A 16,292-nucleotide genomic window follows, 5' to 3' on the forward strand; every position below is an offset into this window, starting at 1 on the left:
ATTATCTCTCCATCCGCATGCGCGGGTCGAGCGCGGATCGGAGACCGTCGCCCACGAGGTTGCAGGCCACCACCACGCTGAGAATGGCGAACCCGGGAAATGTTGAAATCCACCATGCCCGATTGAGGACCTCACGGCCTTCGGCCGACATGAGACCCCATTCGGGTGTCGGAGGCTGCGCGCCCAGCCCGAGGAAGCTCAGCCCGGAACCGATGAGGATCGCGTTGCCGACCTGGAGTGTGCTGAGGACCAGAACGGGAGCGTAGGCGTTGACCAGCACGTGAAAGAACATGATCCGCCACGTCGGATTGCCGACGACGCGGGCGGCTTCCACATAGGGCAATTCCTTGATCGACAGCACGCTGCTGCGCACCAGCCGCGCGTAGAGGGGCATCGTTGCGATGCCGACCGCAATCATCACGTTGCGGATGCTCGGGCCAAGTGCCGCGATGATCACAAGCGCCAGCAGGATGCTTGGCAGCGCCAGCAACGCGTCGATAAAGCGGGACAAAAGTGTGTCGACACGGCCTCCGACATAGCCCGCAATAAGACCAATGAGGACGCCGGGCACCCCACCCATCACGACACTGATTACGCCAAGCTGCAGCGAGATCTGAGCGCCGACGAGAATACGGCTCAAAAGATCGCGACCAAGGAGATCAGTGCCGAGCCAGAACTCCGCCGATGGCGGCCTGCGAGGGCGGGAGATCATCGCGAGCGGGTCGTGTGGCGCAATCGCGGGACCAAGAATAGCCACGATCGCCCAGAAGACGAGCAGGATCGCACCAAGGACAGCGCCTTTGTTGCGCGCAAACACGCGTAGCCATTGGAACTTTCGAACTTGGCGAACCGGCTGGTCCTCGAACGAGAGCACGGCCGCAGGCATGTTGGGTGGTGATCCCATCTGCATGGTTAGGCCCCATACCGGATTCGTGGATCGAGCCAGGCATAGGCTAGATCAACGAGGAGATTCACCAGGAGATAGACAGCCGCAAGAAAGACAATGCAGCCCTGGACGAGCGGATAATCCTTCTGGAGGATTGCCGACACCACAAGCCGCCCGATCCCGGGCCGGCTGAAAACCGTCTCAATCACGACGGCACCGGCGAGCATCGCCCCAAACTGCAGTCCAAGCATCGTGATCACGGGGATCATCGCATTTTTGAGTCCATGCCGCCACAGGATAAGCCGTTCGCCGAGGCCCTTCGCGCGTGCAGCGCGAATGTAGTCTTCCGACAAGACTTCGACCATGCTCGATCGGATCAGACGACTGATAACCCCAGCAGAGACAATGCCGAGAGTCATCGCCGGGAGCACAAGTGATCGCCAGCTATCAGCACCTGCCGGCGGAAACCAGCCGAGATTGAAGGAGAAGAGCAGGATCATGACCAGCCCGACCCAGTAGACCGGCATCGATGCACCCACGTAGGCAAAGCCCATGGCAAATACATCGATCCATGAGTTCTGGCGGACCGCCGCTAGCATGCCCAGGGGCAGACCAACGGCCAGGGAGATGAACAGGCCTCCGAGTGAGAGCGCAATCGTCGATCCGAACCGGTCGAGGATAAGCTCGGTCACCGGCGTGCGGAATCGAATCGATTCACCGAGGTCGCCGACAAGAGCACCTCCGATGAAACGACCGAACTGGACGACGAGCGGGTCGTTCAGTCCCATCTGTTCCTTGAGCTCCATGAGCCTTTCCGGCGTGATCGCCCCGCCCTCTGCGCCGGCGAGCATGAGTTCTGCCGGATCACCCGGCAGAACATGCATGATCGCGAACACGACGAGGGAAATGATGAACAGCACAGGGATGAGCTGCATCACGCGGCTGAGAAGATAGCGGCTCATTTTTCTCTCGTTGATCGAGGCGGGCTTCTGCCCGCCTCATCGTGGAGTGTCACTTCTGGACCGTCGTATTATTCACGAAGAACCAGTTGCCTTCCGAGCCAATCTGAAAGCCTTTGACCTTAGCGGTGGGAAAGGCAACGAAGACCGGGTCGCTCAGCGTTGGGAGCATCAGGGCGTTGTCCATGATGATCTTCTGCGCCTCCTTCGCGGCCTCACATCGCGCTGCGACATCGGGGACCGATCTCAGCTTGCCAACGGTCTCATCGAGCTTTGCATCCTTGAAACCAGTCCAGGCCCAGCCGCCAGGCTGATCCCACTTCGAATTCCAGACCTGGTCCAGAATCGCCGGGTCGGGCGAGCGCTGGCGTTCGTACATCAGCTCGAAATCACGATTGCGAATGCGCTCGATCTGGACAGGACCCGGGATAACTTCAACCGCAAGATCGATGCCTGACTTTCGCAGCTGCTGCTGCAGAACTTCACCGATTTCCTTGTGATGAAGGACATTGTAGCGGATCTTAAGCGGGGTTCCATCTGTGACGCCTGCAACGCCGGAAGCCTCGCGGATCGGCTTGCCAGCTGGCAGCTTCCAACCGGCCGCGTCGAGCAATTCAGCGGCCTTCTTCGCGTCCGTCTTGTACATGGTGCTGGAACCATCCCAGTAGCAGGGATGATTGTTGTTCAGCGGGCCCTGCGATTTGGCATAGTAACCGTCGAAGAGGACGTCATTGACGGCGTTCTGGTCAGCCGAATACAGGATCGCCTGCCGAACCCGCAGATCACTCAGCGGTGGCTTGCGGACATTCATCACCATCTGCAATCCGGTGCCGGATTGGTCCTTAGACGTGAAGGTGTAAGCTTTGTCGTCCTTGTAGTCGTCGATCACACTGGGTGGAAGCGCGAAGGCAATGTCGGCATCGCCAGTCTTCACGATGTTGCCGAGCACCGACGCCTCGCCGATGAACCGGATTGTCAAAGTATCGAGATCAACCGGACCCTTCTTCGTCTGGACAGGATTCCAGCCGCCGTATCCGTCCCACTTCGTGAACACGAGGCGATCATTCTGCTTCCATTCGGTCAGCCTGAATGGACCCGTTCCGACGAGATTGCGCTGAAACTCGGCGACACTGTACTTCTTTGCCGCGGTCGGCGACCAGAGAGGTGCACGCCGCATGGCATCAAGGAGGGTGACCCACGGCGTGTCATAGGTGATGCGCACAGTCAGTGGATCGAGGACTTCAACCTTGGTGAAGGGACCGATGTCGTTCTTCAACTGCGCCGATGCGGTTTTGGGATCGGCGATGCGTTCGAGATTGAACTTGACGGCTTCAGCGTCGAACTTCGTCCCATCCTGAAATGTCACACCATCGCGCAGTGTGAAAGTCCAGACCTTGCCGTCCGGCGAGGCTTCCCAACTCGTCGCAAGGGCGGGGACGTATTTTCCCGTCGGGTCGAGCACGACCAGCGGATCCGTGACGAATGAATTGAACAGCCACGTCGACTGATAGGGATCGATCTGACCATCCATCGACGCCGGTTCCTGGTTTGCCGGCATGGCGATGCGCAGGTTGCCGCCGCTCTGCGCAAGAGCCGCGCCGGACAATGCGGTGCTGGCCGCAAATGCGACGATAAGGCTACGATATTTCGATGTCACTCGCCAATGTGGCATGGCAGATTCCTCATGAATGGTCGTCGGATGACAGGATTCTGTCGGTCGCCGGAGGCGCTCGTTCCCAAGGGAGTCAGCTGAAGCCGACTTTCTAATTGACTAACAACATACAATTCGAGCGCCTGCTGTCAACGGCGAAAAGCCCGTTTCCCGGCACATGGAGGGCACGTGTTGGGAACGTCGCCGGCGATCCCCGGACGAAGGAATGTCGCCAAGCCGTCACTCCAAATCTAGAGGTTCGCCGGGTAGTGAGTTGCCCAATGCGTTGCAATATCCGCGCGGCGACAGATCCACGCATCCTCGACGCGCATCACGTAGTCCATGAACCGCGCGAGTCCCCCGATACGCGCTGGATGACCCAGAAGCCGCGGATGGATGCCGATCGACATCATTTTCGGGTGGCTTCTACCCTCAGCCAACAACACATCGAATGCGTCCCGCAACATTGTGAAGAAGTCTGCGCTGGTTAGCGTGCCGGACAGTATCTTCACGTCGTTCGTCACGAGGGAATAGGGCACGACGAGATGGGCGTGGCCGTCCACCTCCACCCAGAAAGGAAGATCATCGGCATAGGAATCGCTGTCGTATAGAAATCCACCTTCCTCAATCAGAAACCGGCGCGTCCGCTCGCTGGGCGCGTAACGGCAATACCAGCCAAGCGGCCTGACTCCGATGGTTCTTTCCAATGATGCGACAGCGTCCGAGATCATTCGGCGTTCGTTTTCTGCATCCAGCAGGTAGTGCTCTACCCATCGCATTCCGTGGCAGCACACGTCCCAATCATTGTCCCGGACCAGACTTGCCACATGCGGATTGCGTTCGAAGGCGAGCGCACATCCAAAGGCTGTTGCCGGGAGGCCCCTCTCAGTGAACTGGCGAGCAACGCGCCAGATTCCCGCGCGGCTGCCATATTCATACATGCTCTCAGCAGAGAGATCGCGAGCCCCGGCCGGGACACGCGCCGCGGAGACTTCGGTAAGTGCGCTCTCCGAACGGCCGTCCCCATCGCCAACGGAATACTCGGAGCCTTCCTCGTAGTTGATGACAAAGTTGACAGCGATACGGGCACCCTTCGGCCAAGCCACTTTCGGGGGCGTGGGACCATAGCCGATGAAGTCACGTTTCAGATTCTGGATCATTTTATGTCCCCGCGAGACTGCCGACGCGGCGGCTTGATGCCGCCTCCACCATCAGACCCGAGGTCCCTCGACTTTGTTGAAGAAGCAGCACCAGTCGCCCGTGGTCACATTCGGCAACGCGCGAAGGCCAAAGATCATTCCATCCGCAGGCGCCCTAAGTTGCGCGAGTTCGTCGCCGAAGAAATTCACGATAGTTGCAATCCTGTCACCCTTCTTCATCGGCGTCAGAAACTGGATCCCCGGCTCGGCCAAGAACAGACCAGAGGCTTGCGCGAGCAATGCCTCCTGCTGCCCTTTGGTACGGTTCTGGTCGTAAGCCGCCTCCCCTGGAATCATCTTGTAGTGCTTGAGGACATTCAGGATGGCGTCCGCCAGGACACGCCCGACCTTAGCGAACAATTCCGGCGAGGTCGCAGAGCGGCCTCCATACTCGACCGTGATGCCGACTTTACCGGCCTCCGCCATGGCCGCCATGGGGCTGCCCTTCGGTGACACGTTCGACATCATGCATCCCCAGCCCGGACCCATCGCCGTGCCGAGCTCTACCGATTCCGGGCGCTCGTCCGTGAACATTGCAGGCGCGAGGAAAGAATGCGCACCGCCCGAGTGAATGGAAATCTCCAGGTCGGCGACTTTGGTCATGATCTCGTAATGTGCATAGGCCACCCGCTCGGACAGGTATCCATTCGGACGCCCGGGATAAATGCGGTTCATGTCATGACTGAAGGTATCAAGCGGGTTGCCGCGCGATGCTGCCTCGAACGCCGCGACGTTGACCACGGGTACAAGGACAAGTGTCCCTGCCAGTGAATTGGGGCTGACTTCTCGCAGAAGATTCTGACAGCAAAGGGGGCCCTCCGGCTCGTCGCCGTGAATGGCGCCATTTACCCATAGAACCGGACCGGGCTTTGCGCCGTTAATAACGACGACGGGAATCTCAACAGCATTGCCACCCGCGAGCGTCGCAACCGGAATAATGCCACGAACAGTCTGCCCTGGGGTGGCGACCGCCGTGCCGACCGTGATCGTCCTGCTGCTATCGTCCTGCATTGACTGGGCCATCCTCAGATTCCCTTGACAGCGTTGTACTTGTCGAGCTCGGCCTCGGTATAAACCTGCATGAACTCGATCTCGATTCCCCCTGCATCGTTGTCAAGGAAGGCGACATATCCCTCCGGATGCGGATGACTGCCAAACACCTTGCACGCCTTGCACTCACGCAGCTTTCCGCCATTTTTCTGTGCATGCGTCAGTGCAGTCTCGATGTTGTCGACCTCGTAACAGATGTGATGAAGGCCCTCGCCGCCCCGCTCCTTGATCCAGCTGGCAAAGCGACCGTCGGGATCCATGGACTGGCACAGTTGATATTCGATGCCACCCAGATTGAAAATGGCGACGCGGTTGCGAGACTTGGCGTATTCGATCACAGGCGCATCCTCCGGCACGCACAGGAACTTCGAATAGGATAAAAGCGCCTTATCGGCGTCATTGACCGCGAATGCCATATGCTTGAGGCCGATGACGTTTGGATTATCTGACTTAACGTGCGTGCTCATAGGAGATCTTCCTTCTCGGTTTTGCGATGGTTGGGGTGCGGCGGATCATCTTTGCCTTGCCCTCGGATCGAGCAGCTGGCTCAAGCGATCACCGATGAGATTGACCGACATGACGGCCAGAAACAGAGCCAATCCTGGAAAAAACATCATCCAGGGCGCGTAGCGCATATAGTCGCGGCCGTCGTTGAGCATGGCGCCCCATTCGGGTGTGGGAGGTTGTGCGCCGAGGCCAAGAAAGCTCAAGGTAGCGGTCGACAGGATCGCCTCGCCGAGATTGAGGGTACCGAGAACGATGAGGGTCGGAACGACGTTAGGCAGAAGATGCCTCGCCATGATCCGCCACCCGCTGGCCCCGATGGCCCGTGCAGCATCCACATAGAGCTGCTCCTTGGTGACGAGCACCGCGCTGCGGACGACGCGCGCAAAGCGCGGCACTTGGGCGATAGCGACGGCGATCACAACATTGACCAGCCCCACTCCAAGAACAACGACAACCAAAATCGCCATGACAACGGATGGGAAGCCGAGCAAAACATCAATGAGGCGCGAACCGATGGCGTCGACCCGTCCACCAACGTATCCAAGAAAAATGCCGATGCTGCTCCCGATGACCAGGGCGAGCAGCACAGTCGCGATGCCGACGGCCAGAGAATAACGACCACCCCACACAATTCTGGAATAGATATCGCGGCCATGGAGGTCGGCGCCCAGCCAGTGCATCGCGTCAGGAGCACTCAGTCGAGCCCCGACGTCGGTCTCGGTGGGATCGAACGGAGCGATGTAGGGCGCCAGGATCGCCGCGACGATCAGGACAAGCAGCACGAATACGCCGACAAGCGCGCCGGGATGGTGTGCAAATCGCCGCACAAACTGCCAGCCTCGCGCGGAGCGGGGAATCTCTGCGATATTTGCCTGAGGGTTCGTCGCCGATACGATCGTCTCCATCAGCTCCGCCCTGCCTGCACCCGTGGGTCGATCAATCCGTAGAGGAGGTCAACCACGAGATTGATGATCACGTAGGCTGCCGTTGTGTAGACGACGAGCGCCTGCACGAGCGGCAGATCCTTGTTCAGGACGGCCTCGACCAGCATCGTGCCGAGACCAGGCCGCGCGAAGACATTCTCCGTGACGACAGCTCCTCCGATCAAGACGGCAATCTGGATCCCCAGCAAAGTAACCGGCGGGATAAGCGCGTTGCGGAGGGCGTGCTTGAACGCGATGCTGAAGCGCGACAACCCTTTGGCGCGTGCTGTCCGGATGTAGTCCTGGCCCATGGCGTCGATGATCGAGGACCGCACGAGCCGCGCAAAGCCGCCGGCGACGAACAGACCGACGGTAATGGAAGGCAAAATGAGAGCCGAGAAACCGGACCCCACGATCGGGACCCACGCGAGCGTCATGCCGAACACATAGATCAGCATCATGCCGATCCAGAAGCTGGGAAGCGACACACCGGCGAGCGCGACGAGCATGCAAAGCGTGTCGACCCACGTGTTCGGCATCAATCCCGCGAGCATGCCGAGAAGCAGGCCAACCGTGAGGCCGACCGCCAGTCCACCGGCGGCAAGCTGCAGCGTCGACGACGCCTGCTCGGATATCATCTTCGAAACGGGCTGCCTCGATCGATACGATTCCCCAAGGTCGCCCCGTAGCGCGCGTCCGAGGAACGTCACGTACCGCTCGATTATCGGGCGGTCGAGGCCAAGCCGACGCCGCTCGTTCTCCCGGACTTCAGCCGAGGCCGGCACGCCGGCCAGCATCAGATTCACCGGGTCGCCCGGAATCAGCTGGATCACGCCGAACACGATCGTCCACGTAAAGAAGAGAACCGGGATGATGCCGAGAATTCGGCGGATTGCATAATGCATGGGAGCATTCGATAGAGGAAACTTCGCTCCGCCCATGTGACGGATGAATTGAAGAGTGCGCGTCCCGAAAGTCCACCCGGGACGCGCTAGTTGCGTTACGCTACGAAGCGGGGCGAACGTCGTAGAGGCGCAATTGCCAGTTTCCCGGAGCAAAGCGTGCTCCCGTGATCTTGTTGGTCAAAGCGATCGTTTCAATCTGATCGTGGATAGGCATGAACACGGCTGCATCCATGATCATTTTCTGCGCATCCGCGTACAGTTTAAGCCGGTCCTCAGGCGATGAGGCGGTCGCGGCCGATGCCAGTGTCTTGTCAAGATCGGCGTTCTTCCAGCGCATCCAATTGAACTTGAACTTGCCCGGTTCGGGAATGTTGTTCGAGTCGAACGGAATGCGCAGCACCGCGGGATCATTGTAGACCCACCGAATGCCGCCGACGTCGTAGCCATTGGTGAGAATGAGTTCGTCCTGCTTCGCCTTTGTGACGTTTTCAACCTTGAGGTCGATTCCGACCCTCTTGAGATCGGCCTGAAGAGCGACCGACGTTTCGGGCTCCAGGAGAGTGGGATAGTAGATCTGGAGAGGCTGACCGTCCTTCTCGCGAATGCCACCGCTACCCATTTTCCAGCCGGCTTCGTCGAGCAATTTCCCGGCCGTGTCGCGGTTGAACTTGTAGTACTCCTCGACGCCTTTCCAATAGGCCGGTGTTGACGGCGCTAGCGGCCCCCAGGCGGCCTTTGCGAAGCCAAAGAACAGGTTCTGTGAAAGGCGCGGGCGGTCAACCGCAGTGATAAACGCCTGCCTGACCTTGATGTCCTGCAGAGCCCCCTTGGAGGTATTGAACATCAACGACAGCGGGACGCCGGCTGCAATGCCCGTCATCGTCGTGAACTTGCCGGAATCGGCAAGCCGCTTCATGTCCAGTGGTGGGGTCAGGTCCGTGAGCTGAACCTCGCCGGCCTCAAGAGCCGCAACCCGCGTACCGGCGTTGGGGATGTAGCGGTGGATGATCCTGGCGACCTTGCTTGGACCCTGTGTGGAGTAAAACGACGCCCCCCATTTATAGTCCGGGTTGCGCTCAAGCACGACCTGCTTTCCCTTCTCCCAGCTGACAAATTTGAAAGGTCCGGTTCCGACCGGTGCCTGAGCAAAGCCTGTCCCGCCAAGCGTCTTGACGGCAGTCGGACTGACAATCGACAGCTCATTCTCGGTAAAGCTGTCGACCGCTGTCGGAAAAGCACGTTTGTAGTTGATGCGGATTTCGTAGGGTCCAAGGATATCTGCGCCCGCGTACGGACCAATCATGTCGATGGCGCCCTGCGAGCCGGTCGCTGGGTCGACGATCGTATCGAAGGTGAATTTGACCGCCTCGGCGTTGAACTTGGTGCCGTCATGGAATGTCACGTCGTCGCGCAGGACCAGAGTGACGGAGGTGTTGTCCGGCGCCATCTTCCATGATTTGGCAAGCCCGGGATATTGCTTTCCATCCGCATCGCCAACGACCAACTGGTCGAAGATCTGTGCGATGACCTGTTCCTCATGGCGCGATTGCGTGACACGAGGATCGAAGGTCACATCGGACGTGCTGTCATCCGCGAACACGATCGTAAAGTCGCTGGACTGGGCATGGGCCAGAATGGGTGCGAGGCTCAACGCCAACGCCGTTGTCATCATCAGCTTACGCATTGAATTCCCTTTGTTGTTCCCTGTGGTTGGCCGCCCGGATCTGACGTCGGGTCGTCCGTTCAGACACTCGGCGCAAGCACCTCCCGCCCGCCTTTGAAGACCTGCAGATTCTCCCTCTTCCGCAGGATCGTGATGTCGGCGAGTGGATCGCCAGACACGAGAACGATGTCCGCAAGCTTGCCCATTATCAGGCGCCCGGCATCGATTTCCATGAGATCAGCGCCAGTGGCGGTCGCTGCGCAGATTGCCTCGAGCGGCGAGTATCCGCCCTCGACAAGCAATTCGATCTCGCCCGAGTTAGTAACCCCGTGTGCAAGCATGAACCCGGCATCCGAGCCTGTCGCCACCTTCACGCCCGCTCGCTTGGCACGGGTCAGGCGCTCCCACATCGCCTCTTGCGAAAGTTCGGACCAGCGCTTGGAACCCTTCGACATGCTGGGGTCGGAGGCGGCCGTGGCGGACGAGGTATTATTGACCAGAAGGGTCGGAACCAGATAGGTCCCGCGCTTGACCATAAGCTCAAGCGTTTCGTCATCAATCCAATGGGCATGTTCGACAGTGTCGCAGCCCGCCTCGATCGCCGCGCGCAGGGGCGGCCCACCCGACGTATGCGCTCCCACATGCACGCCTTGCTCATGGGCCTCCTCGCAGGCGGCTCGGATTTCATCAACGTTCATCTCAAACCGATACGGCTTGGTGTCCGGATCCTTGCGAAAGGACACGCACGGATTAAGCTTGATGAAATCGGCCCCCCGTTTGAGCTGAGCACGAACGCCAGCTCGAAACGCGATAGGACCGTCGCAGGGATACGTCATGTCACGGAAAGACGCATGATCGCCCCAGCCAGGCTGATCCATATGGCCACCGGTCACCGTCAGCCCGAGCCCGCACGCCATAACGCGCGGTCCCTCCACATAGCCGGCATTGATCGCATCGCGCAGATCAATAATCGTGCCCCCTGGTGCGTGCATATCGCGCACCGATGTGTAGCCGTGCAACAACGTATCTCGTGCGTAGGACGCAGCCCGCAGCGCGACGAGTGGATAGGACAGTTCCGCGAGTTCGGCGCGAAACGCGCTCTTGTCGACAATTCCGCTATAGGCGAGGTGCACATGAACGTCGACGAGGCCGGGTATCGCTGTTGCGGCGGGGGCATCGATCACTTTCGCCCCTTCGGGCACACCGATATCCGCAGCACGACCGACGGCCTCGATTCGGTCACCGTTAATCAGGATCGCGACGTTTTCGATCGGCTTGGCACCGGTCCCGTCAATGAGCGTCCCGACCCGTATGAGAATCACGCGTTAGATCCTTTCTTTTGCAGTTCGACCACAAGGTCCCACGCCCGCACATGACGGTCGTTAAGACCGCCTGCATCCTGTCGTGCGAGGTGGACGAAAGCAGGCGCAAGTTCGCTGGGATCCTTCCAGATCTTTCGCGTCTCAGCGTTATAGGTCGTCTCGCTCATCGCGGTGTGAACGGGATGTCCTGGCGTGATCGTGTTCACCGAAACATTGTATGGCGCAAACTCGATCGCCAGCGCGCGTGAGAACCCTTCTATCGCAAACTTCGAAGCGCAGTAGGCACTCTCGTCGTTTCCACCCTTGACGCCTGCATTGCTGGAGACATTGATGATTGCGCCGGCCCTACGCCTTTTCATCCCCGGCGCGACCGCGCGGGTACAGAGAAAAGGCCCACGCAGATTCACCGCCTGCAATCCGTCCCAGTCCTCGACGCTCGTCTCCTCGATCGGCTTGAAGAAGATGATACCGGCGTTGTTGACAAGAATATCGATCCGGCCGGTCTCGGCCTCGATATCCGCGAACGTGGCGGCGACGCTACCGGCGTCTTTGAGATCCATCTGGCGGGCTGTGATGCCTTGAACAGACGAGAGCATCGCAACCTCGTCCCCCAGACGGTCGAGCGCGAAGACCTTGGCCCCCTCCGCTGCGAAAGACGTCGCGACCGCCCGTCCGATGCCACGGGCGGCGCCGGTCACGATCGCTATTTTGCCGCGCAAATGACCGCTCATGTCGCTACCCGGCCGCCGTCCACAAGAAGTCCGACGCCCGTGATGAAGGAGGATTGGGACGACGCCAGGAAGAGCACCGCATCCGCAATTTCATCGCCGGTACCCATCCGACCCAGCGGCGTGATCGAACGCCACCGCTGCTCGATCTCGTCCGCGTTTGCGGCCAGATCCCGGTTGCGCCGGTTCATATCAGTATCGATAACGCCGGGGTTGATGGCGTTCACGCGGATATTTTTCTTTGCATATTCGATTGCAAGGACGCGTGTCATGGACATGATAGCACCCTTGGACGCGGCATAAGAGAGGTTACCGCCCACGTTGGCGAATGCGCTGACCGAAGAGTTATTGACGATTGTCCCGCCGCCAGCGCGTAGCAGCGCCGGGAGCGCGTGCTTGCACCCGAAAAAGACCCCCTTGAGATTGACCGCAATGACTCGATCAAAGAGTTCCTCGGTGACATCGGTCGAGGGCGTCACCGGCTGCTCGATCCCCGCATTGTTGAAAATCGTGTCGAGACGCCCGTAGTGCTGCTCTGCCGCCGCAACCAGCGCTTCCAGGTCGGCTTCACGAGAGACGTCGCAGTGGCGGTAGAGGACTTTGCCATTGAAGGCCTCAGCCTCCGCCACGAGCGAGTTGCCGGCTTCGTCGTTGATATCGCCGACAACGACGCTCGCGCCCTCGCGAGCGAAAGCAAGGGCTGTCGCACGTCCCATGCCCGCGGCACCGCCCGTCACGATCGCTACTTTGTCATGAAACCGCACGAGACCTCCACAGTCTTTGAGGGGCCGACAGTACCACTGTCTACTTGTAATACAAGACAGGATTTGTATGATGCAGTCGTCGGCGCGCGCTCCGCGTTCCGGTCCAGGAATTCACCAATCGATGCTGGGGTCAGCCGCCTTGCGCTACAATCTGATCAGCTGCGCGCAGGGCCAATGCCTGGGCCGTGGCGGTCGGATTGATGGAAGAGGATGTGACGAACACGCTGGCATCGGCGATCACCAGGTTCGGGACGTCGTGACACCGCCCCCATTGGTCGACGACCGAGCGGCGCGGGTCATCTCCCATCCGTGCGGTTCCCATGAGATGGAAGCCGGTTTCCGTCCGCAACGGCGTGGGGAAAATCTCGATCGCACCTGCCCCTCGCAGGACCTCCTCGGCTCGCGCCATCCCGAAATCCAGCAGGCGCCGCGAATTGTCGGAAATGCTGTAGATCATCTGCGCGGCGGGCAGTCCGTCGCAATCCACGATCGTGTCGGAAAGGGCGATCCGGTTATTCTCGTCCGCCAGATCCTCCGCGCAGACGGTAAATCCGCACAAGCAGTCAAACCGCGCCTCGAAAGCGGCATGATGTCCAGCCCCCCAAGGCAAAGGCTGTCCCACTGTCGCGCCGCGGGCCAAAGCCACGGGCGGCGGCCCGCCAGTCAGTTGGAGCTTCACCCCGCGAACGGTCCCGTTTTCAGGGCGGGTAGCGAAGAACTCGAACGAGACAAGCCCGGCCTTCTCGCCTGCAGCCCACGCGCCTGTTCGAGCGTCGAACAGGCCATCGATGCGAGCGTAGGGATGCAGCATGAGGTTGCGCCCGACCAGGCCGGACCGATTGGCGAGGCCCTGGGGATATCTTTCCGAGCGCGACAGGAGCAACAGGCGGGGTGTCCCCATCCCGTTTGCCGCGAGCACGAACGTCTTTCCGCGAACACGCACCATCCCCTCATCCGTCGCGCAGATCGCTGCTGTGACACGGTCGGTCTCGTCGTGAACGAGACGCACCACGCGGGTCCGGGTCATCAGTCGCGCGCCGTCAGCAATGGCGTCGGACATATAGGCGCGATCTGCGCCCGAACGGATGCGGCTCGGGCATCCGAGGTCACAAGGCCCGATGTGATCGCAGTGGGAAGTCTGGGGCTCATCCGCCGCCTGGCCGACCACAAGATCCACCGGCCACCAGTGCCAACCCAGCGAGTCAAAGGCCCGGGCAATGCGGCGTCCATGCGCGCCAATGGTCGGGAGTGTCAGACCGTGATCCCCGTGCGGCGGGGCCGAGGGGTCACCGACGGCGAACGCGGTTCCCACACGCCGCTCGTTCAATTCGTAGTAGGGCGCCAGATCGTCATAGCTGATGGGCCAGTCGGCGCCGACTCCGTCTACCGACGCCGTGCGAAAATCCTCTGGGCGGAACCGCGGAACATGCGCGGACCAGAAGATGGAACTGCCGCCAACCGCATGGCCGACCATCGGTTTGATAGGGCTCAACCGGTCATCGACAGGCACATCGAATGGGCCGCGGCGCACGTTGGGGTTGGAACTCAGGACCGAGCCGCGACGCAACTCCCAGTCCGGCGCTTCGCGCTTGATTTGATCATAGGGAAACCAGTCCCCGCGTTCGATGCAAACGACGCTTTGCCCAGCCTTCGCGAGACGCCAAGCCACAGCACTCCCGGTCGGGCCGGCACCCACGACGACAACATCCGCACTCACGTCCTTCATGAAGAACTCCAATTACGACAGAAGCATCTCATGAGACACAAAAAATATGCAAGTTGAAAAGCAACTGCCCGATGTCAGACGATCTGTATCGATCCTTATCGATACATTGATCCCGGGAGATCAAGATTGGCCGAGTGCGTCGCTTGCCTTAGGAAATGACTTCGCATTTTTGGAGGCTCTCGACGATGACGTTAAATCGCGGATGCTCTCTCATGCGTCAACGCTGACAGATATGACGGCGCCTCAGCGCCTCTCCGCATTGCGGGATCTTGAACAGTGTGAGCCAGACGTGTTCGAGCGATTTCTCCTCGCCCTGTATGGCGCCTATTACACGACGCCGCTTGTCGCCGTACGCATTCGCACCATCGCGACCAGCGGCGAGCCCGAGCCACAGCATTTCGATCCTGCGCTTCTGGCGCAGGTCATCCAGACCCAAGCCGGAAGAAGGAGACTTTGATGTCCAAGACCGCCAGCATCCACCTTGCAAGCCCGCCCGACGTTGCCCGCGCATCCTCATACGAACATGCGGCCCGCGCGGGCGATTTCATTTACGTGGCCGGGCAGGTCGCACGCGATGAGAACAACCAGTGGGTCGGAATCGATGATGCGGGCGCACAGGCGGAGCAGGTCTACCGCAATATCGGAAGGGTGCTGGCTCACATGGGGGCCAAGCCGACCGATGTGGTGAAGATCAACACCATCATGGTCGATCGCAACGACCGCGAGGCTGTCACAGCAGCCCGTCTTAAATTCTTCGGTGAGCACCGGCCTCCCCACACCGGCATCATCGTCTACGGGCTTGGCTCTCCCGAGGTGAAGATCGAGGTCGAAGTGATTGCGTATCTGCCCGCTGAGAAGTCCGCATAATGGCGGTTCCATTCTACGATCACGCCAAGCTCTATCGCGCCCGTAAGCGAGAGATTGACACAGCCATCCAACGCGTTCTTGAAAGCGGCCGCCTCGACTGGGGCGACGAGGTCCCTGCCTTCGAACAGGAATTTGCCGCGTGGAACGGCGCCTCGCATGCGGTCACCGTGGGATCTGGCACGGCCGCCCTGAAGATCGCCCTGCTGGCCCTCGGAATCGGCCCAGGCGATGAAGTCATCACGGTTTCCAACACCGACATCGCAAGTTCGTCCGCTATCCGTCTCACCGGTGCCACTGTCGTCTGGGTCGACGTGGAGCCCGAGAGCCGGACCATGGATGTGAACGCGCTGGAAGGCGCGATCACGCCGCGCACGCGGGCCATCATGCCAGTCGACCTGTTCGGACACCCCGCCCGGCTGCACGAGATTCGGGCAATTGCCGATCGCCACGGCCTCGCCATCGTCGAGGATGCGTGCATTGCCCTTGGCGCCACGATCGCCGGGCAGAAAGTCGGGACCATTGCCGATATCACCTGTTTCAGCTTTGCACCGACGAAACATCTCGGGGCTTACGGCAGCGCCGGCGCGTGCCTGACTGAGAATGCCGATCTTGCGGAGAGGCTTCGCAAGATTTCAGGCTACGGTCAGACACGATCCCGTCATCGTGCGATCCATGCAGGTGGGATTCCACAGGGTCTGCATCATGAGACCGATGGGACGAACGAACGGCTCGACGAGGTGCAGGCTGCAATCCTGCGTGTGAAGCTGAACGACCTTGATGACACATTGGCAGCGCGCAGGGCTCAGGCTAGGCGCTATGCGGACGGCCTGCAGGGAAGTTTGGTGGATGTTCCCAAGGTCGCGGATCATGTCGAACATGCCTGGAGGAATTACGTCGTCGAGGTTTCCGATCGTGACGCCGTCAGGCAGAGGCTGGCCGATGCCGGGATTGGCACCAGCCTCTCCTACGCGCCGCCCATGCATGTCCAGCCGGTTTATGCGGATATGGGCCTGAAGCCTGGCACGTTCCCGGTCACGGAACGATCGTGCAGCCGCTTGATCGGCCTTCCGATCGGTCCTCATCTCGACCTTGAACAGATCGATGAAGTTGCGCGCGTCCTGCGCGAAAGCGCGCGAGCATGA

The 16,292-nt window shown here is 60.2% G+C and carries 16 protein-coding genes; 3 read left to right on the forward strand and 13 right to left on the reverse strand.

Going from position 1 to position 16,292, the window contains the following annotated elements:
• Position 1: 1 nt before the first annotated feature.
• The 13 genes from J4G32_RS02375 to J4G32_RS02435 all read right to left on the reverse strand — a co-directional run bounded on the left by J4G32_RS02375 (position 2) and on the right by J4G32_RS02435 (position 14,283).
• Entirely contained in the window at positions 2–910 is a 909-nt protein-coding gene (locus J4G32_RS02375) for an ABC transporter permease (RefSeq protein ID WP_246504740.1), read from the reverse strand.
• 2 nt (positions 911–912) lie between these two features.
• On the reverse strand, positions 913–1,848 hold the full coding sequence (gene nikB, locus J4G32_RS02380; protein ID WP_210483864.1) for a nickel ABC transporter permease: 936 nt from the start codon (positions 1,846–1,848) through the stop codon (positions 913–915).
• Positions 1,849–1,897: 49 nt separating this feature from the next.
• On the reverse strand, positions 1,898–3,517 hold the full coding sequence (locus J4G32_RS02385) for an ABC transporter substrate-binding protein (RefSeq protein ID WP_210483867.1): 1,620 nt from the start codon (positions 3,515–3,517) through the stop codon (positions 1,898–1,900).
• A 230-nt stretch (positions 3,518–3,747) separates the two neighbouring features.
• Positions 3,748–4,656: a polysaccharide deacetylase family protein gene (locus J4G32_RS02390; protein ID WP_210483870.1), complete on the reverse strand. Its 909-nt coding sequence runs from the start codon at positions 4,654–4,656 to the stop codon at positions 3,748–3,750.
• 51 nt (positions 4,657–4,707) lie between these two features.
• Entirely contained in the window at positions 4,708–5,718 is a 1,011-nt protein-coding gene (locus tag J4G32_RS02395; protein ID WP_246504741.1) for a succinylglutamate desuccinylase/aspartoacylase family protein, read from the reverse strand.
• A 2-nt stretch (positions 5,719–5,720) separates the two neighbouring features.
• Positions 5,721–6,212, reverse strand: a complete 492-nt coding sequence (locus tag J4G32_RS02400; RefSeq protein ID WP_210483873.1) for a VOC family protein — start codon at positions 6,210–6,212, stop codon at positions 5,721–5,723.
• 45 nt (positions 6,213–6,257) lie between these two features.
• Positions 6,258–7,079: an ABC transporter permease gene (locus J4G32_RS02405; protein WP_210483888.1), complete on the reverse strand. Its 822-nt coding sequence runs from the start codon at positions 7,077–7,079 to the stop codon at positions 6,258–6,260.
• 77 nt (positions 7,080–7,156) lie between these two features.
• Positions 7,157–8,080, reverse strand: a complete 924-nt coding sequence (locus J4G32_RS02410) for an ABC transporter permease (RefSeq protein WP_210483901.1) — start codon at positions 8,078–8,080, stop codon at positions 7,157–7,159.
• 100 nt (positions 8,081–8,180) lie between these two features.
• Complete coding sequence (locus J4G32_RS02415; RefSeq protein ID WP_210483904.1) at positions 8,181–9,764, reverse strand: ABC transporter substrate-binding protein; 1,584 nt, start codon at positions 9,762–9,764, stop codon at positions 8,181–8,183.
• Between the two features lie 59 nt (positions 9,765–9,823).
• On the reverse strand, positions 9,824–11,065 hold the full coding sequence (locus tag J4G32_RS02420) for an amidohydrolase family protein (RefSeq protein ID WP_210483907.1): 1,242 nt from the start codon (positions 11,063–11,065) through the stop codon (positions 9,824–9,826).
• Positions 11,062–11,796, reverse strand: a complete 735-nt coding sequence (locus tag J4G32_RS02425) for an SDR family NAD(P)-dependent oxidoreductase (RefSeq protein ID WP_210483910.1) — start codon at positions 11,794–11,796, stop codon at positions 11,062–11,064. The genes J4G32_RS02420 and J4G32_RS02425 overlap by 4 nt, the downstream gene beginning before the upstream one ends.
• Positions 11,793–12,557, reverse strand: a complete 765-nt coding sequence (locus J4G32_RS02430; RefSeq protein WP_210483913.1) for an SDR family NAD(P)-dependent oxidoreductase — start codon at positions 12,555–12,557, stop codon at positions 11,793–11,795. The genes J4G32_RS02425 and J4G32_RS02430 overlap by 4 nt, the downstream gene beginning before the upstream one ends.
• 130 nt (positions 12,558–12,687) lie before the next feature.
• Positions 12,688–14,283, reverse strand: a complete 1,596-nt coding sequence (locus tag J4G32_RS02435; protein ID WP_210483915.1) for a GMC family oxidoreductase — start codon at positions 14,281–14,283, stop codon at positions 12,688–12,690.
• 46 nt (positions 14,284–14,329) lie between these two features.
• On the opposite strand from J4G32_RS02435, the gene J4G32_RS02440 reads away from it, so the two are divergent.
• Genes J4G32_RS02440 through J4G32_RS02450 form a run of 3 tightly spaced genes read left to right on the forward strand, consistent with a single transcriptional unit; the run spans position 14,330 to position 16,292 of the window.
• The gene (locus tag J4G32_RS02440) at positions 14,330–14,740 is read left to right on the forward strand and encodes a hypothetical protein (RefSeq protein ID WP_210483918.1); all 411 of its coding nucleotides are present in this window, start codon (positions 14,330–14,332) and stop codon (positions 14,738–14,740) included.
• The gene (locus tag J4G32_RS02445) at positions 14,740–15,150 is read left to right on the forward strand and encodes a RidA family protein (protein ID WP_210483921.1); all 411 of its coding nucleotides are present in this window, start codon (positions 14,740–14,742) and stop codon (positions 15,148–15,150) included. Before J4G32_RS02440 ends, J4G32_RS02445 begins: the two co-directional genes overlap by 1 nt.
• The gene (locus J4G32_RS02450; protein WP_210483924.1) at positions 15,150–16,292 is read left to right on the forward strand and encodes a DegT/DnrJ/EryC1/StrS family aminotransferase; all 1,143 of its coding nucleotides are present in this window, start codon (positions 15,150–15,152) and stop codon (positions 16,290–16,292) included. The genes J4G32_RS02445 and J4G32_RS02450 overlap by 1 nt, the downstream gene beginning before the upstream one ends.

This window comes from Microvirga antarctica, assembly GCF_017921815.1.
Lineage (GTDB): Bacteria > Pseudomonadota > Alphaproteobacteria > Rhizobiales > Beijerinckiaceae > Microvirga > Microvirga antarctica.

Coding starts and splice junctions, on each gene's coding strand:
- J4G32_RS02375 (WP_246504740.1), bottom strand. CDS start 910: ATGCAGATGGGATCACCACCCAACATGCCTGCGGCCGTGCTCTCGTTC.
- nikB (WP_210483864.1), bottom strand. CDS start 1,848: ATGAGCCGCTATCTTCTCAGCCGCGTGATGCAGCTCATCCCTGTGCTG.
- J4G32_RS02385 (WP_210483867.1), bottom strand. CDS start 3,517: ATGCCACATTGGCGAGTGACATCGAAATATCGTAGCCTTATCGTCGCA.
- J4G32_RS02390 (WP_210483870.1), bottom strand. CDS start 4,656: ATGATCCAGAATCTGAAACGTGACTTCATCGGCTATGGTCCCACGCCC.
- J4G32_RS02395 (WP_246504741.1), bottom strand. CDS start 5,718: ATGGCCCAGTCAATGCAGGACGATAGCAGCAGGACGATCACGGTCGGC.
- J4G32_RS02400 (WP_210483873.1), bottom strand. CDS start 6,212: ATGAGCACGCACGTTAAGTCAGATAATCCAAACGTCATCGGCCTCAAG.
- J4G32_RS02410 (WP_210483901.1), bottom strand. CDS start 8,080: ATGCATTATGCAATCCGCCGAATTCTCGGCATCATCCCGGTTCTCTTC.
- J4G32_RS02415 (WP_210483904.1), bottom strand. CDS start 9,764: ATGCGTAAGCTGATGATGACAACGGCGTTGGCGTTGAGCCTCGCACCC.
- J4G32_RS02425 (WP_210483910.1), bottom strand. CDS start 11,796: ATGAGCGGTCATTTGCGCGGCAAAATAGCGATCGTGACCGGCGCCGCC.
- J4G32_RS02435 (WP_210483915.1), bottom strand. CDS start 14,283: ATGAAGGACGTGAGTGCGGATGTTGTCGTCGTGGGTGCCGGCCCGACC.
- J4G32_RS02440 (WP_210483918.1), top strand. CDS start 14,330: ATGCAAGTTGAAAAGCAACTGCCCGATGTCAGACGATCTGTATCGATC.
- J4G32_RS02445 (WP_210483921.1), top strand. CDS start 14,740: ATGTCCAAGACCGCCAGCATCCACCTTGCAAGCCCGCCCGACGTTGCC.
- J4G32_RS02450 (WP_210483924.1), top strand. CDS start 15,150: ATGGCGGTTCCATTCTACGATCACGCCAAGCTCTATCGCGCCCGTAAG.